This is a genomic window from Methanomicrobiales archaeon (assembly GCA_030019205.1).
Classification (GTDB): Archaea; Halobacteriota; Methanomicrobia; order Methanomicrobiales; family JACTUA01; genus JASEFH01.
Window position 1 is genome coordinate 118,699 of the sequence record JASEFH010000002.1, and the last position, 21,370, is coordinate 140,068.

The window sequence follows — 21,370 nt, forward strand, 5'->3', positions numbered from 1 at the left end:
CCTTGCGGCCATCTTTCGGGATCCCCTCCTCCCGCTCCGAACGGATCAGAAGCCCGAACCTTCCCCGACAGAACCCGATGGGCTGAAGCGGTCAGACCGCCCGCGGGAAGAAACAGTATGTTTTTATCCCCCTTTTCATCTAACACCTCCCCGTGAGCAGTATGGATGACAAGGAGTTAACGGATCTCCTCAAGCGGATCAAGACGAAGGATCTCAAGGACGCCGCCCGGCAGAGGAACATCCCCCTGGGGCGGTGCCCGACGAAGGTCGATATCGCGCGGAAACTTCCCGATGACGTGCTGAAGGAACTGGCAAAAGAGTGATGGGTGCGGGAACGGGGCCGCCCATCACGGGGCGCTGGTCTTGTTCCCCTTCCACTCGCCTTTCAGATCCGGGTAGTCGGCCAGGATCTTGCTGACCGTGCTGCGGCTCACGTTGAACATCTTGCAGATCTGGCCGATGCTGGTTCCGGCCCTCCGCACCGTGAGAAGCGCTTCCATCTGGCCCGGATCCAGAGCCTTTGGTCTTCCGATGGATTTCCCCGTCTTTCTGTTCTGCTTCGGGCGTGCCGGAGCGCTCTTTTTTGCCGCGGTCTGGTAGAGCTCCATGAACGAGACGAACTCCAGAATTGCCTCTCTCCTCTTCTGCGGCTCGTCCATGTGCCCGATGAAGTTTTGATCGGCAAAATAGACGACATGGCCGGCGTGCGTGAGTTTCTTGATCTCCTCGAGGGCGAGATCGAGGTTTCTGGAGAACTCGGGGATGCTGTGCAGGATGACGGACTCGACGTTGGTGTCAGCCGCATACTTCAGCATCTCACGATAGAGCTCCCGTTCCGACGGCGCCGATTTCGAGCGGTGATCGTGAAAGATTTTATGGATATTGAACCGGTAGCGGGCATACTTCTGGACTGCAGCCAGTTGCTCCTCGTATTCGCCCCGTTTTCGTGTATTCAGATATACAATCGCGTCTTTTTTCATCTGAAAGGTACTGCTGTATATAGATATTTATTTTTAACGAAAATTTTTGACTTTTCAAACATGCAATTTGATAAAAAAATGAAGATAACACGGGATGCATGCAGATGGCAAGGTTATCGGATCTGATGATTGCCGGGTCTCCACCGATCCAGGACCTCCCGCCCCTCGACGAAGACCAGCCCGTGCCTCCGTGCATACCGCATTGCATCCTCCTTAGAGAGGGCAAGACCGCTCTCGTCGTCCAGCATCTCGCAGATCGCCACCGCCGGTGTAATGCCTGCAAAGGCGGCGAGTGCGACTGAGAGTTCCGTCTGGCCGCAACGGCGATCCAGGAGACCCTCTGCCGCCCGCAGCAGCGCCACGTGACCGGGTGTGCGGAACAGCCGGTTGAACTCCGCTCCCCCGCCATTGAGGGACTTTTTTACCTGGTTGGCGATCTCGTTGATCGTCAACGCCCGGTCGTTGTCCGTGATCCCCGTGAACGTCCGGCGGTGGTTCACCCAGAGGGAGAAAGACGACCGGTTCTTCGGATCGTAGGGGATCTCCCCGAGCCTCTCGGTGACTCCCTGGATGGAGGGCGAGACGCCCGTCAGGCACTGGCTGAAGATCTCGCTCGCGAATGGCAGACCGAGACGGGCAGCCGCAAGCGGATGCACTGCCGTGCAGATGAGCCCCCCACCGTCTTTGCGCATCTGGCGGATGTGCCGTGGCGTGACGGCATCCGCCCGTATGGCGAAGTCTGTCTCTCTCTCTCGATCGTCGAAGTCGTAGAGCAGGATGAACTCTCCTGCCCGCAGTGCGTTCAGCGCATCCTCAATCATAGGTTATCTCCAGGTTCACTCGATCGCTGTCCGAGAGGTTCAGTGCCGTTCGGAGCTCCACAGGCGCGATGACCTCGATGATATCGTCCGGATAGTGGGTCCGTCCCGGAACGATCATTGCGCACGGGATGCTGTCGATTCTGCAGATCCGCGCTCGGGCGTCCCCGAATGTGCGGTTCTCCTTCTCGAATCCCCGGATCACCTCCCAGTCCAGGGCGTCGATCTTCCTGCGGATCTGCATGCTCGCCGGATCCAGCTTGATATTCAGTGTGCCGGGGAACGGTTCGAATCCCAGGCGTTCCAGGAACTGCCGGCGGTACTCCGGAAGGCTCATATAGTAACGCCCCTCCCCGACACCGCTGATCACCGTGCCCGAGAGGACGTAGTGTCGCTTCTCCCGTCCGAAGATGCGGGCATACTCGGAGTACTCCCGCTGCAGCTCCCGCTCGCCGTTCTCCGTGATTGTGACGTACTGTCCGTCGGCACGGACGGACCGTTCGATGAGCATCTGGGTCTCCAGGGACTTGAGACGGCGGGAGACGGTCTGGGGGCTGAGGGATAGCGTCCGGGAGAGAACCTGGGACGACACCCAGATCGGTCCTTTGTGGCCCCCCATGAGGGCCAGAGCCTTTAAAAACCGCAGATCCTCCGCCTCGACCATGCGTATCATTATTGGGATGCATCCTATATATGGATTGCGGGGCGCCGCTCTCCGGGAAGTTCGGGAAATGTCGAAATGCTATTCGTTAGTTATTTAACACTCTCCGGTGTACCTGATCTGCTATGAAATCCGGATTGCGTCATCAGCTTGCCGAGAAAATGGCAGGAGAGATTACGCTTTCGGATATGCCCGGCCAGGCATTGAAGAAATGGCGAATGAGCTTCAACATTCCGCAGGGCGTTCTCGCAGAGCGGCTGGGAGTCTCCCCCTCGGTGATCAGCGATTACGAAGGAGGGCGGCGGAAGAGCCCGGGAACGGCAGTCGTGGGTAAGATCGTGGACACGATCCTCTCCATCGACGAGGAGAACGGCGGCAAGTACATCAAGAAATTCGCCCGGATCCTCTACTCCGATATCGAGGACGATGTCATCTACGACATCCACGACTATGCCTCCCCGATCCCGCTGAAGGACTTCGCCGAGTGCATCGGCGCCGTGCCCCTCTGCGGCTCCCTGGAGCAGACGATCTACGGCTACACGATCATCAACAGCATCGCGGCTATCATGAACCTCTCCGCCAACGAGTTCAACCGCATCTACGGCTGGAGCACGGAGCGGGCCCTGATCTTTGCGGAACTGACCGTCGGGAAGTCGCCCATGGTCGCGATCCGTGTCACGCCCTTCAAGCCCCGCTGCGTGGTGCTGCAGGGCGTCCGCCCCGAACAGGCGGATCCACTGGTTCCGCGGCTGGCGGAAAAGGACAGAATCACCGTACTGTGCACCGACATGTCGGTGGAGAACATCATCAGCGCATTGAGGGAGAAAGCATGGTAGGCATCATGACCTACGGGGTGTATATCCCGAGGTTCCGGATAAAAATCGAGGAGATCACCCGGGTCTGGGGGGCGAACGCCGAGGACGTCAGCAGCGGACTCGGGGTGTACGAGAAGTCGCTTCCCGACGTGGACGAGGATACGGCGACGATTGCCGTCGAGGCGGCTCGATCGGCGCTGGATCGGCGCGCCATCCCCCCGTCGGAGATCGGCGCGATCTATGTCGGGAGCGAGTCGCACCCTTACGCGGTGAAACCCACGGCGTGCACCGTCGGTCAGGCGATCGGCGCGACCCCCTGCATGACCGCCGCAGACTACGAGTTCGCCTGCAAGGCCGGAACGGCCGGCATCCAGACCTGCATGGGCTTGGTGCGGAGCGGAATGGTGCGGTACGGAATGGCGATCGGGGCGGACGTGGCCCAGGGAGCACCCGGCGATGCCCTGGAGTATACAGCGGCGGCCGGCGGGGCTGCCTTTGTGATCGGGAACGACGACCCCATCGCCCGCATCCACAGAACCTGCTCCTACACGACGGATACACCGGACTTCTGGAGGCGCGAGGGGCAGGACTATCCGCGGCACGGCGGGCGGTTCACGGGCGAGCCCGGATACTTCAAGCATATCCAGGGCGCCTCCGCGATGCTCCTGGAGCAGGTGCATAAGACGGCAAAAGACTACACGTATGCCGTATTCCACCAGCCGAACGCCAAGTTCCCCCGCAGGGTGGCGCAGCTGCTCGGCTTCTCCTCCGATCAGATTCGTCCGGGACTGGTGGTTCCCCGGCTGGGGAACACCTACAGCGGATCCTCCATGATCGGGCTTGCCGCCACGCTGGATGTTGCAAAGAGCGGCGACACCATCTTTGTGGCCTCGTTCGGCTCGGGGGCCGGGAGCGACGCGTTCGATATCGAGGTGACCGACGCGATCGAGTCCCCCGATCTCTTCGACCGGGATGCCGCCCCGTCCGTCGTCCGCCTGCTGGAGAATCCCATCTACGTCGGATATGCACAGTACGCCAGACACAAGGGAAAGATCGTGATGCAGCGATGAGAGACGTGGCCGTGATCGGGGTGGGGTGCACCGCCTTCGGGGAGCACTGGGGCAGTTCGTTCCGGGATCTCTTCGTCGAGGCGGGGACCCTCGCCCTCGAGGACGCCGGCATTGCCGGCGAGCAGATCGACGCCCTGTACGTGGGAAATATGAGCGCAGGGCGATTCGTCCAGCAGGAGCACATCGGGGCCCTGATCGCCGACTATGCCGGCCTCGCCTCGTTCCACATACCCTCCACGCGCGTGGAGGCGGCGTGTGCGTCCGGAGGCCTGGCCTTCCGGCAGGCGGTGATTGCAGTCGCCAGCGGTATGGAGGAGATCGTGGTCGCCGCGGGCGTGGAGAAGATGACGGACGTCGGGACCGGGGTTTCCGTCGATACTCTCGCCGGTGCTGCCGATCGCGAGTGGGAGGGATTCATCGGCGCGACCTTCCCCGGCCTGTACGCGATGATGGCGAACGACTACATACACCGCTATGGCCTGACCCGCGAGCAACTGGCGCAGGTGGCGGTGAAGAACCACTACAACGGGGCGAGAAACCCCATTGCCCAGTTTCAGCAGGAGATCTCGATCGATACCGTGATCAACTCGTCCCTGGTCGCCGATCCCCTGCGGCTCTTCGACTGCTCTCCCATCACGGACGGGGCGGCTGCGGTCGTGGTCGCACCCCTCGAGCGGGCGCGAGAGTTCACCGACACTCCGGTGCGGGTGCTCGCCAGCGTCCAGGCGAGCGATACGATCGCCCTGCACGACCGCCGGGATTTGAGCACGCTGGATGCCACCGTGCACGCAGCGCGGCGGGCGTTCGGGCAGGCGCGGCTGCAGCATCGGGACATCGACATGGTCGAGGTGCACGACTGCTTCACGATCGCCGAGATCTGCGCCATCGAGGACCTAGGATTCTGCGCAAAGGGCGAAGGCGGGCGCCTCACCGAGGAGGGCGTGACCGCTCTCGACGGCGATCTCCCCGTGAACCCGAGCGGCGGCCTGAAGGCCTGCGGGCACCCGGTGGGAGCCACCGGCATCAAGCAGATCTGCGAGATCGTCCGCCAGCTGCGCGGCGAGGGGGGCGGACGCCAGGTGGATGGCGAGATCGGGATGACGCACAACGTGGGTGGAACCGGAGCCACCGTTGTCGTCCATATCCTGGGGGTGTGAGGATGTCGGTCGCAGGATTCTGGAGAAAGATACCCCACCGCTACAACCTGCTCGGCACCCGCTGCGAGACCTGCGGGCGGCACTTCTTCCCGCCCAGAACGTTCTGCCCTGAATGCCGGCGCGACGGGAGGATCGTGGAGCACCTCTTCAAGGGGACGGGGACCGTCGTCACCTACACGGTGATCCGCACGGCGAGCGACCAGTTCGACCGCTCAACGCCCTACGTGCTGGCGATCGTGCAGCTGGACGAAGGGCCCCGGCTCACGGCCCAGATCGCGGTCCGCCCGGAGGACGTGCGGATCGGGATGCCGGTCCGCCGTGTCTTCCGCCGCATCGCCGCGGACGGCGACAGCGGGATCATCCACTACGGGACCAAGTTCGTCCCCGTGGAGCAGCCGTAAAAATCACTCTTTTCGCACGCGGACGTCGTAGACCGCGTGCCAGCGGGAGGGGGAGTAGGAACGGACCATCCGCTCCGTCTCCACCACCCCCCCGTGCTCCTCGATGAGCGCGCGATACGCCCCCTCCTCCGACTGGAGCGCGTAGAAGTGGATGGTCCCCCCCCGCCGGCAGAGACGGAATGCCGTGTCGAGAAAGCGGAATGCGGCGAGCGGCAGGTTCATGACGACCCGGTCGAAGGCGCGGTCGAAGATGCTGTCCAGGCGGGCGGCATCCGCGAGCACGGGCAGGACGTTCGTGCGGCGGTTCAGGCGGATGTTCCCGATCATGAGGTGGACCGCGGCCGGGTTGATATCGACTGCCGCCACATGGTCCGCCCTTGTCGAGAGGACGATCGAGAACGGTCCCACGCCGGCGAACATGTCCAGGATCCGCTCGCCGGGGGCGATCTGCGCGAGGACGCGCTGGCGCTCGCTGGAGAGCCGGGCGGAGAAGTAGGCGAGGGCGAGATCGATCTCGAAGCGGTGGCCGTACTCGGTATAGCGCGTGCGGGTGGTGGGAGTGCCAGCCAGCACCTCGAAACGGCGGGTGCGGTACTCCCCCTCCACGTCGGAGAGCGGGAGGAGGACGGTGTGCAGGGAGGGGCGCAGCTCCAGGAGCTGCCGCGCACCTTCGCGATCCGCCTCTTCCATCAGAGCGATCCCCCCCACCTGCTCGTGGTGCGGGAGTTCGGGCTGCTCCGGTAGCGCTTCGAACACCTCGCGCGCCGCCCCCTCCACGGGCTCGGTGACGGGAAGGACGAGCGTATCCCTCTCCGTGCGCGGGCGGAGGCGGCGGTCGAGATGCCCGCTCTCGATCAGCGAGCGGCGCACCTCCTCGCCCCGGGCCTTCGGCACCCGCACGCCCCACTGCTCAACACGCACGGCAATCACCGCCCATCTAATATCTGTAGAACGTAAAACTATTCATGGATGCTTATTTTGAGAGGCTGAAATCCGGTGCCCTCAAACTCTACGCCTTGGAGCGCGAGCTGCCGCCGCACGAGGCTGTGCGGGTGCGGCGGGAGTTCGTCGAGCGGGAGAGGGGTGTGCAGCTCCCGAAACTCGGGGCATACGCGATCGGAATCGAGCGGGTGGTGAAGAGGAACATCGAGAACATGATCGGGGCGGTCCAGGTGCCTGTCGGCGTGGCCGGTCCCCTGGCGGTGCGGGGGGAGTACGCGAACGGGGAGTTCTACCTGCCGCTCGCCACCACGGAGGGCGCGCTCGTCGCTTCCGTGAACCGGGGCTGCGGCGCGATCACGCGATCCGGCGGGGCCGACGTGCGCATCCTGCGGGACGGGATGACCCGGGCGCCGGTCTTTGCCGCACGGGACGTCGTGCATGCCCGCGATGTCGTGGCCTGGGTGGAGGGGCACGCCGATGCGATCCGCGCGGCGGCGGAGTCGACCACGTCCCACGGGCGGCTCCTTTCGGCCACCTGCTACGTGGCAGGAACGAGCGTCTTCGTACGGCTCGAGTACGATACCAAAGATGCCATGGGCATGAACATGATCACGATTGCGAGCGAAAAGGTGGGCGAGGTAATCGAAGAGGGGACGGGAGCCCGTCTGATCGCCCTCTCAGGCAACATGTGCACTGACAAGAAACCGGCGGCGATCAACGCGATCGAGGGGCGGGGCAAGACGGTCGTGGCGGGCGTCCACCTCCCGGATGCGCTCATCGAGGAGATCTTCAAGACGGACGCCACCCGCATGCTCGAGGTGAACTACCGCAAGAACCTGGTGGGATCCGCGCGGGCGGGCTCCCTGGGCTACAACGCCCATGCGGCGAACGTCATCGCCGCGACGTTCCTGGCCACGGGCCAGGATGCGGCCCACGTGGTGGAGGGCTCCAGCGTCATGACGACCGCGGAAAAGACCGATGCAGGGATCTACGTCTCGGTCACCATACCCGCCCTGCAGCTGGGCACCGTCGGCGGCGGGACGGGCATCGACACCCAGCGGGAGTGCCTGGAGATCCTGGGTGTATACGGGGGAGGAGACCCGCCGGGGGCGAACGCCCGGAAATTCGCCGAGATCCTGGCGGCAGGTGTGCTCGCCGGGGAACTCTCCCTGCTCGGCGCCCTCGCCGCCCAGCATCTCGCCCGCGCCCACAAGGCCCTGGGGCGGGGATGAGAATACTTACTTTATCGAATTCGTTGAGCGCCTGCTGGACGGGGATCGTCTCTGCCGGTGCGCTGCCTGGATGCCCCTGCGTCGCAGTCTGTCGGGTTCGTTGCTCCACTAGCGACGTGCCCGCCTACGCCTTGCACAGCACCAGGACGATCCCGTGCTGCCGATCATCCCTACGGGCAACAGGAGCGGCCGTTCCCCCTCCCCCGGTGCGACAGGCCTATGGGAGGGGGAGAATGGATTGCATCGTCGATGCGCCAGGAGCGATGCGTGCCATCGACCCGGCGAGTCGAACGGTCTCGATCCTACCGCATAGCATAGGCGGGGGAAATAGGAGATCGGGAGCGCACATTCCCCCGTTCTTTCAGGAGAGGATATCGCAGAAAGGACCGGCAGCGTCCTGCGGACGTGCACCCCGATGCTTGCGCAGCCTGTTTTTGAAAAAGACTCATCCTCGGCTCGTATGCCCGTCGGAGAACGACCATCGTGTTCCGAACTGTATCGTGGATCCTTCGATGCTATCCGGCATTCCCGAACTGCAGGAGGGCATCAATAGTAGAACTCCCGCATCATCAGAATAGCGTCTTCGCCGTCCGAGTAGTAGGCCGGAACCCGGTACACCGGGTTGTAGCCCAGATGGCGGTAGAACCGCTGGGCCGCCGTATTCGAGGCCCGCACCTCGAGGATAACCCCGCTCACACCGGCGACGGCGAACTGGTGCTCCGCCCTCCGCACGAGTTTTGTGCCAATACCGCGATTCCTGCATTCCGCCCTGACGGCGAGGTTGCAGATGTGTCCGTAGATGCCGTCGCCCATGTCCTCCATCGCTCCGGCGAGGAACCCGACGATGTGCCCGTTCGACTCGGCCACGAAGAACGAGGAACGGTTCCACTCCATGGTGAGGATGAATGTCTCCGGATCCCAGGGTTCGATGAACGAGGCGTTCTCGATCTCGCAGATGACAGGAATGTCAGATGGACGCGCTCTTCGAATATTTACGGAGTTGCTGGATGGAACGCTGTTGCTGGACATGGCTGGTCGTATCTGGATATCATATAATACAAACAGGTAAAAATGTTTACCCACAACTACTATAGGCAGGTGCTTATGGTCAGGATTTACCCTTTCGGCGCAATACGCCCGGATTCCGATCTGGCTCCCCGTATTGCCTCGGTTCCGTATGACGTTGTGAGCGCGGAAGAGGCTTCTTCTGAGATCGATCGGAATCCCCTGAGTTTCCTGCGGGTAATCCGATCCGACGCTGAACTGCCCGAACTCCCTGCAAACGACGGACGGGTCTACGCCCTCGCGCAGAAGAACATCGAGCAGATGCTCTCGAACGGAATGCTCCGAGAGGACGCCGACCCTTCATTTTACATCTACCGTGTGATCGACGGCAGTCGCACCTATACGGGGCTCGTGGCCTGCCTCTCCGTGGACGACTATATCGAGGGGCGCATCCGCCGGCACGAGCTGACACGCTACGACAAGGAGGCGGACCGCACGCGGCACATCGATGTCGTGAACGCCAACACAGGCCTGGTCTTCCTGCTCTACCAGGATCCGGGATCGATCTGCCCCTACCTGGAGGAGCTCGTCCCGGCCTCGCCGAAGGTAGCGGAGGTGGCGGCGAACAACAGGTCTATCCACCAGATTTTCCCCATCACCGATGCGGCCGAGCAGAAGCGGCTACAAAACCTGTTCGCCGGCGTTCCCTGCCTCTACATCGCCGACGGGCATCACCGTGCCGCCTCTGCAGTGAACGTCGCCCGGCAGCGGCGGGCAGCTGGCACCGCGAGCCGGGAGGCCCAGCGGTTCATGGCGGTGCTGTTCGCCCACGACAGGGTGAAGATCCACGGCTACAGCCGCCTGGTGCGTGACCTGGGCGGCATGTCGGTGGATGAGTGCCTGGAGAGACTGAGAGAGGTCGCGGAGGTATACCCCTATGGCCCGATCGAAGGCGCGAAGTACCAGATCCCCCCTTCCCGTTCGCGGGAGGGCTTGCACATCTTCCACATGTACCTGGCAGGGACATGGTACGAACTGGCAAGATCGGTCGACCCCGCAGCAGACGCCATTCACGCCCTGGATGTGACGGTGCTCCAGGAGAAGATCCTGCAGCCGCTGTTCGGAATCGCGGATCCCCGTGCGGATCCCCGCCTCCACTACATGGGAGGCGCAAAACCCCTCTCCGATCTGGAGCAGATGGTGGACGGCGGGCAGTATGCGGTCGCGTTCGCGATGCAGCCCGTGACGGTGGAGCAGGTCTTCTCCATCGCAGATGCGGGAATGGTGATGCCCCCCAAGTCCACCTGGTTCGAGCCCAAACTCCTGAGCGGGCTCGTGGTGCACCGCCTCGACTGAAAGTACGAACATTCATAAAATCAGCATCCCCCATTTTTTCGGTATGATCACAATCGCCCTACCCAAGGGGAGCCTGGAGCAGCAGACCCTGCAGGTCTTCAAAGAGGCCGATCTCGAGGTGAAGCGGACGGACCGTGACTACAGCCCGCGGATTGCCGACGAGCGGATCGGGAAGGTCAAGATCCTCCGTCCGCAGGAGATCCCGTCCTACGTCCAGCGCGGCTACTTCGACCTGGGAATCTCCGGACTGGACTGGGTGCGCGAGAGCGGCGCCGAGGTTGTGGAGGTGGCCAACCTCTCCTACAGCAAGGGGGGCGAGGGAAACGTTCGGATCGTGATCGCCGTCTCGGCGGACGAGCCGATCGACTCCGCGACCGAGATCCGTCCCGGAAGCCGGGTGACGACCGAGTATCCCAACATCACGAAGGCATTCTTCGAGTCCCTGAGTATCCCTGTCCAGCTCTTCCCCTCCTACGGCGCTTCGGAGGCAAAGGTGCCCGACCTCATGGACGTGGTTGTCGACCTGACAGAGACCGGGACGACCCTGCGAAGGAACGGGCTGAAGATCGTCGGGCAGATCATGGAATCCTACACGGTTCTGATCGCCAACTGCGACTCCTGGGCCGATCCGCTGAAGCGGAAGGCGATCGAGGAGATCCGCACCCTCCTGATGGGCGTGATCGAGGCCCGGGGGCAGGTGATGCTCACCATGAACGTCCCGGCAGCGGCTCTGGACGAAGTGACCGCCCTCCTGCCGGCGATGAAGAGACCGACGGTGAGCAGCCTGCACGGCCTCGACTACTTCAGCCTCCAGACGGTGGTGCCGAAGAACCGGGTGAACCAGCTCATCCCCCGCCTGAAGTGCGCGGGGGCGGAAGATATCCTTGAGATCCCGATCACGAAGATTGTGCGGTGAACCCGATCGACGGCCGAACCCTGTTTCAATCCTGTTTTTTGGGCAATTCTCCCCCCGTACCCGCCTGAATGCATTCTCATCCCGGCAGCTACGCCGGGGTAATCCAGACTCCATCCCGTGATCGCCCTGCGACGGGAGGCGGTGCGAGAAAGTCGCGCGCAGCGGATTATGCGCTCCCGATATCCGGAATCGAACGGCACTGGACGTAATCCTGTCGCATTATTGGGGCGACGCGTCGGTGTCGCCCGTTCATCGATGCGACATGCGGATCGGAGGGTATCTGCATCCAGGACGGTGCACCAGGATCTCCACGGATGAACACCCACGGTTCTGCTCATCGCTGGGTCGGTATGAGGATCGATCGGCGTCCGATCCGTCCCTCGATCTCCTGCGCAGGCCGTATCGCACCGAAGGGGGAGGGGTCATGGAGGGGAGTGCCCCCGCAATCGATAGGTCTTTCGTCAAGGGGCAAGACCGACCGTAACGAACCTCGCCAACGGAGATGGTCCGGGTCCGGATTAGTCTGGCTCGCGACGGTTGCATCTCGTCCAACCAGTCTTACCGGAATTCCGGGGAATGGGTCGGAAGGAGCGATTGCCCCCTCCCCGGTCGCTGCGCCGAACGACCTGCGACCGATCGCGGGTGTGGGAAGAGATCGTGATTCGATGCGGGGAACGATGGGTTCCCCGCAGTCATTTCGCCTGGGGGCGGCATCCCGTTACAGCCGCCGATTCGGTTGGCATTGCACCGAACTGGGCAGATGGGAGGGCATTTCTTCCGGCAGAATGCTCCGGATCCTGCCTGTCGCAGGGACGGCAGCCCGATCCCACAGCAACGATACTGCGGGGGGAAATGGATCGGCCTCCCGGACGGGAAGGCCTGATGAAGTTCAACCGCGGCGACTCGGAACGAGACGTATCGCTCTCAACCGGGCAGCATGCCGCGAAAGGAACCGGTCCATGCGCCGGTCAGGTTCGGATGCAATGCCTCAACCTTCAGAACCGGGGTTTCCTGTGTTTGGGAAGACACTCGCGGCAGTATACGGGTCTTCCCTCCGTTGGCTTGAAGGGAACCTCGCACTCCCTTCCGCAATCAGAACAGATCGCTTTATGCATCTCTCTGGGCCCGAAGCTCCGGGGGCCTCTAAAACCTCTGTCATTCATCCTATAACTCATGCAGACTGGAATCTGCAGATCAGTGTGAACGAATCCGGTATAAATAAGTATGCAAGGGCGATCTGCCGGAGATGGGGCCAGTGCGTCCCGATCACGGATTGCAGTATCCCGCTGGCCCGCCGGAGAAGCGGAAGGTGCCCTCCCGAGGGCCGGGCATGCACCGGCACGCGTATTCCTTCAGATATTCGAGCGATGGATATCTCCAGCCTTAAATAGATTAATTCAGGAATATCATCCAGCAATCAATTTAAGAATGTTTATATTTGACCTTGTGAAACAAAGGAGTACAAAAGAGCGACTCGCCATGAAATCTGCCATTCTTCTGCCTGTCCTGGTTATCGCCTGTTGCCTCTTTTGCGGCTGCATGGAGACGCAGGAGGCCGCTCCCGCGACTTCCACCGCCACGGACCGGGGGATAGCAGACATCACATCGCCCTATATGCCCGGCTCCTCGACCCTTGCGGATGCAATGAGGGAGCTGGAGTACTACGACTCCCGGGGCCTGATCGACGCCAGCAACCTCTCCATCCGCCAGGTGAGCGGATTCAAGGTGGGGGCGGACGGCAGCGCAGGCACGTGGGTTCTCGGTGTGCAGCGGGAGGAGGGCGCAGAGCTTCTCGTATACACGAACGATGAGTGGAGAAGCAACGTCTGGGAAGCGGATCTACCGGAAGGGGAGATCGATCTGGACCGTGTGCTCTCCCCCGAGGCGCTCTACGAGCAGCAGCGGGACGTGATCGGGGAGGCGATGCATCTGCGGAACACGACCGAGAGCTCTCTCCACCTGGAGGGTGAAATCTACACAGTGACTGTCGCATCAAAGACGGATTTCGCTGTGATCTCATTCAATGCCGTTACGGGGGAATTGATATCGACGTTATGAAGGACGAGAGCGGACAGCTCCCGATCGATTTTCTGGCCGGGTTCACCATCTTCATCCTGGGGCTGATCGTGGTCGCGGCGATGGTTCCCGGGCTCCTCGTGGGCCTGCAGCGGGCGACGGCGATCGACTACGATGCCGTCGCCTACCGCACCGGCGCTATCCTGACGCAGGACCCCGGGGACCACTATCTCCCCCGGTATGCTACGCCCTGGGAACTGGAGAATGAATCGACAGAGTTCGGCAAGGACCAGATCGTGCGGTTCGGCCTTGCGGTATCCAAGGACACGCCGGGCATCCTCTCGTATACGAAGGTGGAAAAATTCTTCAATGGCACTTTCAAAGACGATCATGATGTTTATCGCCAAAAGGCAATATTTGGAGATATCCCCTATCAGTTCAACATCTCATTGAAGCTACTTGATGGATCTAAACGCTGGCAGGTTGGAAACCCTCTTCCAGATCACAGCTCCTATGGATACATCCGGCATGTCGTCAAGATCAAAGAGTGGAGCTCCGCCACATTCATTGTCTCAGAAACCGACTCAGTAAAATATCCTTTAAACACATCCTTTAGCTCATCACCGACGCACAACACAACGTTTGAACAGTTCACAGTCAGGATAAACTTCACCGAGCTCGCAGCACGAAAAGATCAACCGCAGTATGAGGTCAATCCGGATATTGAACGAACAACCATTACCATTCGGAATGTGACGGCGCCATTAAACCAGACAGTATCCACCAATATCACGGAAATTGGACTATACAAAGGAACGACTGCACTTCCTCTCGGCGATATTCAGTATTGGTTCGCGATTAACGGTAATGGCAACTATACTCTCGAACCGAATGAGCCGATTAATAACCAGACATATATGACTTTAATACTGGATCCCATATCGAGATTGCCGCTTGGTCAGAATGATCTCCTGGACATCAAGTTCAACGTATCCTATCAATTCCCTGAAAATATGACTGAGCTAAGCAATGAGGATATTGTAGCCCGCAATTATACAGTGCTGAACAGCACGTATTACTACAATTATTCGACGATTACGCAGCCTCCGCTCAAGCCCGCCGTCCTGGAGGTGGCGATATGGTAAACGACGAGGGGCAGCTCTATACCCTGGAGGGGATCGCTGCGGCCTTGATCATGCTTGTCAGCATGTACCTCGTCCTCGGCACTACAGTGGTGTACACGCCGGGAGACACGCACATCACCGATATGCAGCTGGAGCAGCTGGGCAGCGATGCTCTTCGGATGATGGATACGCCTTCATCCATCGGCAATGAGAGCGATCTCGTCAAGTGGGTGAAATATCAGCAGGGAAATTTATTCGCCCAGAATTTCACTTCTTATATCCAGAGCAGAGCGACAACCACCGATACAGGATTGCAGTTCAATGCCACGATTTGTTATCGGCAAAAAGATTCGACCAATATCAGCTGCTATCCTTTCGCAAATTCAACCCAGCCATATAGCGGTCGGGACCCTGCGGTCCGCGTGACACGATGGGTTCAAGTTGAGTGGGATAATAGTGCTTCGACGCCTTCTATACCTCCCCCTCCTACCCAACCAGGGATAGATGCCACTCGACCACAAGTAGTTCTCTTGGAGGTGCTCATATGGAGAAGCTGAACGACGAGGGCCAGTGGATCATTCTGATCGCATTTTTGGTGAGTGTGGCGATCTTTTTCCTCGCTCTGGTATTGAACCAATCCACGGTTATCGGGCAGACAACCGCCGAAGGTGTGCTGGAGTTCCCGAAGAATGATATCCAGGATCTGCGGGATGAGATCTTGAGTATAGAGGATAGATGGAGCGTTCTTTCGTCTTCAGATAAACAACGAATAATCGAAGACATTGTTCTTCTCGCCCAGCACCGCAAGAATGCTATCGTCGATTTCCAGATAGGTCCTGAGGTCTGGATTTCAGGAACCAGGTATAACACGGTGAAAATCCACTACAACAACGGGGTGACGGTTTTTGATGAAACGCTCTACCACTGAACGGGAGGAATCGGAGGCAGCTGTCACCACGATGGTGGAGTACATGTTGATCAGCGGCATCCTCGTTCTGTTGCTGATTGTGATCATGTTCATGGCGAACGAAGTGTTCATGGAGAGGCCCGCAAACCAGGTGCGTTACTACGCATTCACGGACATCGGGAACGGTATCAGCACCCGCATCGTGGATATCTATCTGATCGCCCCCGAAAACGGCACGATTGAGACCATGTTCGATATCCCCGACGATGTCATGCTGACCCCCTATTTCGTGGACGTTGAAGGGACCCAGCAGAATCAGGAGATCATGGTACACCGCGGCGATGTCAAGAGTTACATCTCGCTGGCGGGAATCGGGGCCACGAAAGGTGTGACGGGCAACACAACCGGAAGCGGGTGGAACAGGATAATTTACGACTCCAAGGGAGTGTAGGTGCAAGATATGATGAAGATCGATAGAGAACAGGCTGTATCGGAAGCGATCGGCTTCATGGTGCTCTTCAGCCTGGTGACGCTGGGCATCGCCCTCGTATCGCTGTACGGCTACCCGGTGCTGATGCAGCAGCAGACCAGCGCACACGAGCGGAACATGGAGCAGACGATGATCGTGCTGCAGAACGATATCAAGAGTCTCTGCTACAAGAACGTGCCCTTTAAAGAAACATCCTTGAGTGTGGGAGGGGGCTCCCTCTATGCACACAATTCCGGGGCACTGGAGCATCCAAGTCAGACATTCACTGTCAGTTATCCTCCCGGCCGGGAGATTATACAGGACTTCAAGCCGGGGGAGTTAATTTATGAATCCGACGCCGGGGACGCCATGCTGATCATCGAGAATGGTGCGGTCATTAAGAAGCAGGAGGACCAATCCGGCTCGGTTATGCTCGCAGAACCTCGATGGTTCTATGACAATGATACAAAGACTCTGGTGATTAACAACATCGAGATTACAGCAGATGGCGTTCTCTCGCGCACGGGCGTGGGTGTCGTACGGATGCAGGTCAGCTCCCCCGAATATAACGAAACGGAAATCGACGTGGGCGATACCGTTGAGATCGAATACAAACCTGCACCGGGAAAATTTGATTATTCGACTGCCTGGAGAAATTTCCTGACAGGATCATCGTTGGAGATGGTCCCCGCGGGCTCCAACAAATATAGACTAGACGGTGTCCAGAAGCTCATCGTAAAAACATACAGTATCAACATCTTAAGCCTCTAAAGACTTTTTAGGTCTCAAGTTTTTGCTCTATCCAAAAGGTCAACCCAAAACATTTTTTAGTCTCATGATTGCGGGGGGAATGCATGGCAATCGATCGTCTGCTCGACTCCGCAGCATTTTGGGATGTCCTCCAATGTAACCGATGATTATCAATATGGATTCAGGATGAACCCGGTAAGCAGATTGGAATGAGAGAAGAGCCCGGATATGCGCACGATCGAGAAGCTCGCCGATACATTTCCCGGGTATCTTGCTGATAAGATTGCCAGAGGAGTAATTTTCCGGGGATAGGGTTTATAAGTATTTATTCCGCCGCAGCCACTCCACCTGCGGTCCCGTATAGCGGTAGATGATATCGCACTTCTCGTCCTGGAAGCTCCAGGGGACCACGATCAGGATGTCCCCCTCCCGGATCCAGACCTTCTTCTTGATCTTGCCCTTGATCCGCCCGAGGCGTGTGACACCATCGAAGCACCGCACCTTGATGTGGTTCGCCCCCATCATCAGTTCCGCGCACCCGAACATCTCGCGGTTCCGTTTCTGCGGCAACCGCACGCGTACGACCTCATCGCTGGGCTGATTGTTCGGTTTCTTTTCGGTCAGTACATCATCCCCGTTGCATCCCCACCGGGATCCTGTTTGAAATACGTAATTTTTGTCCTATAAGAATATATCTGTTCCTCTTAATAAATTACCCGTGATACTGCCGCGAGAACCGATAATCGGCAAGAATCCGAACAGAACAATAGCAGGGCATGGCAGGGCGCAGCACGAGGGGGGTGAAGAAAGCCCGTGCGAGGTTTCATGATTCCGATGTGCGAGCGGGTAACTTGATCTGGCTGCCCGACTCGGAGTTGTCCTGCGATTTTCTGTTCGCAGCAGGCCAGTCACTGCGGCGATTCATCCGGAATATTCCTGCATACACGCCCGTATCAGCCCCTTCACCCGATCCTCCATACCCGGCACCTTCTGCACGTCCCGCAGCCTGTCCATGTCATCGACCCGAATCTCCCCGGACGGCTGGATGCCGAGGTTCCGCAGGAAGGCGTTCAGGACGGGCGTCACGCAGCGGAAGTTTTCAGGCCCTTTCCTGCCGGCAACGGACAGCACCAGACCCTTCTGCCCGGTCGGCCCTCCGGAAAGCGTCCGTTCCGCGTGGTAAGACTGGCAGCGGTCGATGAGCAGCTTCAGGCTGCCCGGGACCGTATTGGTGTACACCGGCGAGCAGACGATGACGAGTCCCGCATGCCGGATGGCGTGGATGACGCCGGCCATATCGTCCTCGTAGATGCAGACACCGCTGTTGTAGCACTGGTAGCAGCCGATGCAGGGGCGGATGAAGAGATCGTCCGCATGGATCACCCGGGCCGTCTTCCGGAGATCCTCCACCGCGTCCCGGCACCAGCGGGCGAGGACGCTGCAGTTCCCCCCGGCCCGCGGGCTCCCCTGTATTACGACCGCGTCGGTGGGAGGTTCGGCCGGCGTGCAGCGAATGCGGGGTTTGCGGCGGAGGTACTCGACTGCCTCGCCGGGACCGCCCCTCAACTCCTGCTCCCACTCCTCCGCCTTCCGCAGGGCTTCAGACTCCGCACGCAGGGAGACCGTCGGGGGATACTCGTAGGTGTTGGTGCGAAAGACGGCTATCTCCTGGCCTCCGATATCCAGCCGCACGGTGAAGCGCACCATGCCGGGATAGACCGACGTGAGGTCCTCCCTGAATATCCGTATCGTACAGATCTCCCCGTTGATACTCCGCACCCGCTCCAGCACGAGCCTCTCGTCGTTGCCTTCCTGCCTGTCCCCCATGCAGCCTCTTCCGTTGCCGTAAAGAAAAGGAGATGACTCTCCCTGTACAGTTGCATCCTGCCTCTATTAAGAGTAATCCCGGCAGCGGGATCCCCCGGAATCCACCCGCAGAACGCCGCCTCTCATACCTTTATTGCCCCTCCGAGCCCATACTGGTACCATCCGATGCAGTACAGGTTCGCCGATCGCATGGCCCGGGCTCCCCGCTCTTTTCTGGGCGAGCTCTTTCGCGTCTCCGCCGATCCCGGGATCATCTCCTTTGCCGGAGGCCTGCCAGGCTCCGAATTTATCGACGTGGAGGGGATAGCCCGGGCTGCCCGCGGGGTGATGGAGGACGAGGGGCGGATCGCTCTGCAGTACACCACGACGGACGGCTACCTGCCTCTCCGGCAATACATCGCCGATCGCTACCGCGCCCGGCTGGGCCTGCCCGCCGAGGCAGCGGAGATCCAGATCGTGAACGGCTCCCAGCAGTGCCTCGATCTCGTGGCCAAGATCTTCTTAAACAGCGGCGACCACGTTGGCGTCGAGCGCCCCGGGTACCTGGGCGCCATCGAGGCGTTCTCCCTCTACGAGCCGCAGTTCCACACGGTTCCGCTGGAGGAGGACGGCCTCGATCTCGAGAGTTTCGATTCGCTCCTCCATGCCTGCCCGCTGAAGTTCTTCTACGGCATCCCCAACTCCCAGAACCCCTCCGGGCGGACCTACTCGCAGGAGAAACGGAAGGCGATCGCGGAGATGCTCGACGGCAGCGATACCCTCTTCTACGAGGACGACGCCTTCGGGGAGCTCTTCTTCGACGGAAATCCCCGCCTGCCGATCGCGAGATACCTGCCCGAACAGACGGTGATGAGCGGCTCGTTCTCGAAGATCGTCGCTCCCGGGATGCGGATCGGCTGGATATATGCACCTGAGCCGGTTCTCCGCCAGTTCAACGTCGCCAAGCAGGCGGCAGACCTGCACTCCAACTTCCTCTGTCAGAAGATCCTTCACCGCTACCTGGAAGAGAGCGACCTCGATACTCATGTCCGCCGGGTCGCCACGATCTACGGGGAGAACTGCCGTCTGATGTGCGACATCATGGACGACCGGTTCCCGCCCGGCGTCACCCACACCCGTCCGGAAGGGGGGATGTTCCTCATGGCGGCGCTGCCGGAAGGCGTCTCTTCGATGGAGGTCTTCGCCGCGGGAATCCGCCGGAAGGTGGCGGTTCTTCCAGGCGTGCCGTTCTACGTGGACGGAGGCGGTGAGGACACGATCCGCCTGAACTTCTCCAGTGTCGATCCGGAGCGGATCAAGGAGGGGATGGCCCGCCTGGCCCGGGTGATTGCGGATTTGGCGGGGTAGCTGCGAATCCCCTCCGCGCACCCGCGCGGGAAAGCCCTTAAGGGATCAGGTGAAATCCTCATCGAGAGACTGTTGGCGGCTCTCTGGCGTTCTCAAGGCGAGGTCCCCGCTCCCCCTTCGTGTGACAGAGAGGCTTCCCCCCGTCATTCAGCGTCCCGGGCTGTCGCACGATCCCCCTCCCCGTGGGGAGGGGGGAATCGTCGACGGGTTCTCCGCGGTATCGGTGAATGCACCGGAGAGCGTCTCTACAGAGTCCCCTGCATGCAGACGGACAGGAATCGGCACCGCGTTCAGCCTCGCCTCTTTCCTGCCGGCCTGCGGATGCCGGCGAGCGCTTCGGCCGTCAGCCTCCCTTTCCTCCCGCGGATCGCGGATGCCCGGATCGTCGACGGATAGGCCGTCAATGCATAGCTCGTCCCGAAGATGTCGAGTCCTCCCTCGACGAAGTCCTCGAGGGCGATGGGAGTGGATCGGGTATCCGCAGGCGCCCGGCTGGAGAGCGGAACGACCTCCAGCGTGCCGTCCTCCCCGGCGGATACGACGACGGCCGGGCGGACCTTGCACGCTCTCCCCATGGGAATGTCCGCAAGCACGACATCGCCCGGAGCGTACCGGCCCATGCCGATCAGGTCGGGGGCGCAGGAGCATAAAAGGATACCCTCCGCCCGCAAGGCCGAAGGTGCGGGGAGCGCAATCCGGCAGGGAGCTTTCCGTGCGGGCCGGAGGAAGGATCTGTTGGGGTTCTGGTCGCACAGGTCACGCGGCGTGCGTTCCGCCCCGCTTCGCGCTCATCGGATATAACGCCATCCTCCCGCTGCTGCCCCGGAGGAGTGCGACAGCGAGACGGCCAGAGCCATCCTTGCCCGCCGAAGGAACATCCGGGGCGGTGTGCAGCCGGAGGGGGGCGGAGTACGGACTGCCGGCGGGAAGCGGCACGACCACGGTACTCTCCGAGTGCGGCTTCACCTGCCACCGTCTGGACAGCCGGGAGATCTTCTTCCCCGCCGCACCGGCGAAGAGAGACGAATTGCCGCCTCCGGGTCCGTGACGGCGGGTCGATCCCCGCGCCTTGCTGCGGGAACGAGCCCTTTGCCATACCAGCATCATCCCGGGGTATGTTCGTGGTCGGGTGGAGAAGAGGGCTGCCGCTATCCGCTGGCTCATGAAATATCGCACCTAACCGCGATCAGGAGACCGTCGCCGTCATGCAGGGGTCAACCTCTGCCATCGCGTGCCCGACGCGCAGGGGACCATGCGATCTTCCCGCCCTCCCACGGCAGGGACGGCACCCGACCGGACTCGCTCCCATCGCGCGGAAGGGGCGGTGAATGCACCTCCACACCCTCAAGAACAGGCGGCAGATGCGCGGGACACCTGCGGAGGCTCGGGCTGAACCGCGAGTCCCGCTGCAGGCGCGGAAGTGTTGCTCCCGGGATATTCCGCCGGGCGCTCGATCCCGGAACAGGCCGAACCCCGCAGCAGCGCGCCTGCGCGCACCGCCGGCGACGCACGGAGTACCCCGCTCCCGGAGGCTGCCGCCACCCGAGGGTTTATCAGGGGAGGGTTCCCAGTACACC

Annotated in this window: 25 protein-coding genes; 16 read left to right on the forward strand and 9 right to left on the reverse strand. The window is 60.8% G+C overall.

All coding sequences use genetic code 11. The features are described from left to right. Nucleotides 1-152 precede the first annotated feature (152 nt). The gene (locus QMC96_02120) at nt 153-323 is read left to right on the forward strand and encodes a hypothetical protein (protein ID MDI6875551.1); all 171 of its coding nucleotides are present in this window, start codon (nt 153-155) and stop codon (nt 321-323) included. Between the two features lie 24 nt (nt 324-347). Here QMC96_02120 and QMC96_02125 read toward each other — a convergent pair whose 3' ends face one another. From QMC96_02125 to QMC96_02135, 3 genes are all read right to left on the reverse strand, one after another. Then, nucleotides 348-980, reverse strand: coding sequence for a recombinase family protein (locus tag QMC96_02125; GenBank protein ID MDI6875552.1), 633 nt, complete (start codon nt 978-980; stop codon nt 348-350). A 113-nt stretch (nt 981-1,093) separates the two neighbouring features. Beyond that, nucleotides 1,094-1,801: a 3,4-dihydroxy-2-butanone-4-phosphate synthase gene (ribB, locus tag QMC96_02130; protein ID MDI6875553.1), complete on the reverse strand. Its 708-nt coding sequence runs from the start codon at nt 1,799-1,801 to the stop codon at nt 1,094-1,096. Beyond that, nucleotides 1,794-2,462 (reverse strand): DUF120 domain-containing protein, encoded by a 669-nt coding sequence (locus tag QMC96_02135; GenBank protein MDI6875554.1) that lies wholly within the window; start codon nt 2,460-2,462, stop codon nt 1,794-1,796. The genes ribB and QMC96_02135 overlap by 8 nt, the downstream gene beginning before the upstream one ends. 122 nt (nt 2,463-2,584) lie before the next feature. On the opposite strand from QMC96_02135, the gene QMC96_02140 reads away from it, so the two are divergent. From QMC96_02140 to QMC96_02155, 4 genes are read left to right on the forward strand one after another with little or no spacing between them, the layout of a single operon-like run. After that, nucleotides 2,585-3,295, forward strand: coding sequence for a helix-turn-helix domain-containing protein (locus QMC96_02140; GenBank protein ID MDI6875555.1), 711 nt, complete (start codon nt 2,585-2,587; stop codon nt 3,293-3,295). Beyond that, the gene (locus QMC96_02145) at nt 3,289-4,344 is read left to right on the forward strand and encodes a hydroxymethylglutaryl-CoA synthase (GenBank protein ID MDI6875556.1); all 1,056 of its coding nucleotides are present in this window, start codon (nt 3,289-3,291) and stop codon (nt 4,342-4,344) included. The genes QMC96_02140 and QMC96_02145 overlap by 7 nt, the downstream gene beginning before the upstream one ends. Continuing rightward, the gene (locus QMC96_02150) at nt 4,341-5,501 is read left to right on the forward strand and encodes a thiolase domain-containing protein (GenBank protein MDI6875557.1); all 1,161 of its coding nucleotides are present in this window, start codon (nt 4,341-4,343) and stop codon (nt 5,499-5,501) included. Before QMC96_02145 ends, QMC96_02150 begins: the two co-directional genes overlap by 4 nt. A gap of 2 nt (nt 5,502-5,503) precedes the next feature. After that, complete coding sequence (locus tag QMC96_02155; protein MDI6875558.1) at nt 5,504-5,902, forward strand: Zn-ribbon domain-containing OB-fold protein; 399 nt, start codon at nt 5,504-5,506, stop codon at nt 5,900-5,902. 3 nt (nt 5,903-5,905) lie between these two features. Here QMC96_02155 and QMC96_02160 read toward each other — a convergent pair whose 3' ends face one another. After that, nucleotides 5,906-6,823 carry a methyltransferase gene (locus tag QMC96_02160; protein ID MDI6875559.1) on the reverse strand — a complete coding sequence of 306 codons (918 nt, stop codon included), beginning with the start codon at nt 6,821-6,823 and terminating at the stop codon, nt 5,906-5,908. Between the two features lie 44 nt (nt 6,824-6,867). On the opposite strand from QMC96_02160, the gene hmgA reads away from it, so the two are divergent. Further along, complete coding sequence (gene hmgA, locus QMC96_02165; GenBank protein ID MDI6875560.1) at nt 6,868-8,076, forward strand: hydroxymethylglutaryl-CoA reductase (NADPH); 1,209 nt, start codon at nt 6,868-6,870, stop codon at nt 8,074-8,076. Nucleotides 8,077-8,622: 546 nt separating this feature from the next. On the opposite strand, the gene rimI is transcribed toward hmgA, so the two are convergent. After that, nucleotides 8,623-9,105: a ribosomal protein S18-alanine N-acetyltransferase gene (gene rimI, locus QMC96_02170; protein MDI6875561.1), complete on the reverse strand. Its 483-nt coding sequence runs from the start codon at nt 9,103-9,105 to the stop codon at nt 8,623-8,625. A gap of 75 nt (nt 9,106-9,180) precedes the next feature. Between rimI and QMC96_02175 the strand changes: the two genes are divergently transcribed. Both QMC96_02175 and hisG read left to right on the forward strand, forming a co-directional pair. Continuing rightward, nucleotides 9,181-10,437, forward strand: coding sequence for a DUF1015 family protein (locus tag QMC96_02175; protein MDI6875562.1), 1,257 nt, complete (start codon nt 9,181-9,183; stop codon nt 10,435-10,437). Nucleotides 10,438-10,480: 43 nt separating this feature from the next. Beyond that, the gene (gene hisG / locus QMC96_02180; protein ID MDI6875563.1) at nt 10,481-11,353 is read left to right on the forward strand and encodes an ATP phosphoribosyltransferase; all 873 of its coding nucleotides are present in this window, start codon (nt 10,481-10,483) and stop codon (nt 11,351-11,353) included. 995 nt (nt 11,354-12,348) lie between these two features. Here the strand turns inward: hisG and QMC96_02185 are convergent. Further along, complete coding sequence (locus QMC96_02185; protein MDI6875564.1) at nt 12,349-12,516, reverse strand: DNA-directed RNA polymerase; 168 nt, start codon at nt 12,514-12,516, stop codon at nt 12,349-12,351. A gap of 376 nt (nt 12,517-12,892) precedes the next feature. Here QMC96_02185 and QMC96_02190 point away from each other — a divergent pair, with 376 nt between their 5' ends. The 6 genes from QMC96_02190 to QMC96_02215 are packed head-to-tail and all read left to right on the forward strand — an operon-like array spanning nt 12,893 to nt 16,640. After that, entirely contained in the window at nt 12,893-13,411 is a 519-nt protein-coding gene (locus QMC96_02190; protein MDI6875565.1) for a hypothetical protein, read from the forward strand. Continuing rightward, nucleotides 13,408-14,514: a hypothetical protein gene (locus QMC96_02195; GenBank protein ID MDI6875566.1), complete on the forward strand. Its 1,107-nt coding sequence runs from the start codon at nt 13,408-13,410 to the stop codon at nt 14,512-14,514. Before QMC96_02190 ends, QMC96_02195 begins: the two co-directional genes overlap by 4 nt. After that, nucleotides 14,508-15,050, forward strand: a complete 543-nt coding sequence (locus QMC96_02200; GenBank protein ID MDI6875567.1) for a hypothetical protein — start codon at nt 14,508-14,510, stop codon at nt 15,048-15,050. The genes QMC96_02195 and QMC96_02200 overlap by 7 nt, the downstream gene beginning before the upstream one ends. Beyond that, nucleotides 15,038-15,421, forward strand: coding sequence for a hypothetical protein (locus QMC96_02205; GenBank protein ID MDI6875568.1), 384 nt, complete (start codon nt 15,038-15,040; stop codon nt 15,419-15,421). Before QMC96_02200 ends, QMC96_02205 begins: the two co-directional genes overlap by 13 nt. Further along, nucleotides 15,402-15,851, forward strand: coding sequence for a hypothetical protein (locus QMC96_02210; GenBank protein ID MDI6875569.1), 450 nt, complete (start codon nt 15,402-15,404; stop codon nt 15,849-15,851). The genes QMC96_02205 and QMC96_02210 overlap by 20 nt, the downstream gene beginning before the upstream one ends. A 9-nt stretch (nt 15,852-15,860) precedes the next feature. Next, nucleotides 15,861-16,640 (forward strand): hypothetical protein, encoded by a 780-nt coding sequence (locus QMC96_02215; GenBank protein MDI6875570.1) that lies wholly within the window; start codon nt 15,861-15,863, stop codon nt 16,638-16,640. 294 nt (nt 16,641-16,934) lie between these two features. Here QMC96_02215 and eif1A read toward each other — a convergent pair whose 3' ends face one another. Both eif1A and QMC96_02225 read right to left on the reverse strand, forming a co-directional pair. Beyond that, nucleotides 16,935-17,243, reverse strand: a complete 309-nt coding sequence (gene eif1A, locus QMC96_02220; protein ID MDI6875571.1) for a translation initiation factor eIF-1A — start codon at nt 17,241-17,243, stop codon at nt 16,935-16,937. Nucleotides 17,244-17,540: 297 nt separating this feature from the next. Further along, nucleotides 17,541-18,446: a flavodoxin family protein gene (locus tag QMC96_02225; GenBank protein MDI6875572.1), complete on the reverse strand. Its 906-nt coding sequence runs from the start codon at nt 18,444-18,446 to the stop codon at nt 17,541-17,543. Between the two features lie 165 nt (nt 18,447-18,611). Between QMC96_02225 and QMC96_02230 the strand changes: the two genes are divergently transcribed. After that, the gene (locus QMC96_02230; protein ID MDI6875573.1) at nt 18,612-19,793 is read left to right on the forward strand and encodes a PLP-dependent aminotransferase family protein; all 1,182 of its coding nucleotides are present in this window, start codon (nt 18,612-18,614) and stop codon (nt 19,791-19,793) included. A 290-nt stretch (nt 19,794-20,083) separates the two neighbouring features. On the opposite strand, the gene QMC96_02235 is transcribed toward QMC96_02230, so the two are convergent. After that, nucleotides 20,084-20,413, reverse strand: a complete 330-nt coding sequence (locus tag QMC96_02235; GenBank protein ID MDI6875574.1) for a type II toxin-antitoxin system PemK/MazF family toxin — start codon at nt 20,411-20,413, stop codon at nt 20,084-20,086. 266 nt (nt 20,414-20,679) lie between these two features. Between QMC96_02235 and QMC96_02240 the strand changes: the two genes are divergently transcribed. Then, nucleotides 20,680-20,841, forward strand: a complete 162-nt coding sequence (locus QMC96_02240; GenBank protein MDI6875575.1) for a hypothetical protein — start codon at nt 20,680-20,682, stop codon at nt 20,839-20,841. The last annotated feature ends 529 nt before the right edge of the window (nt 20,842-21,370 follow it).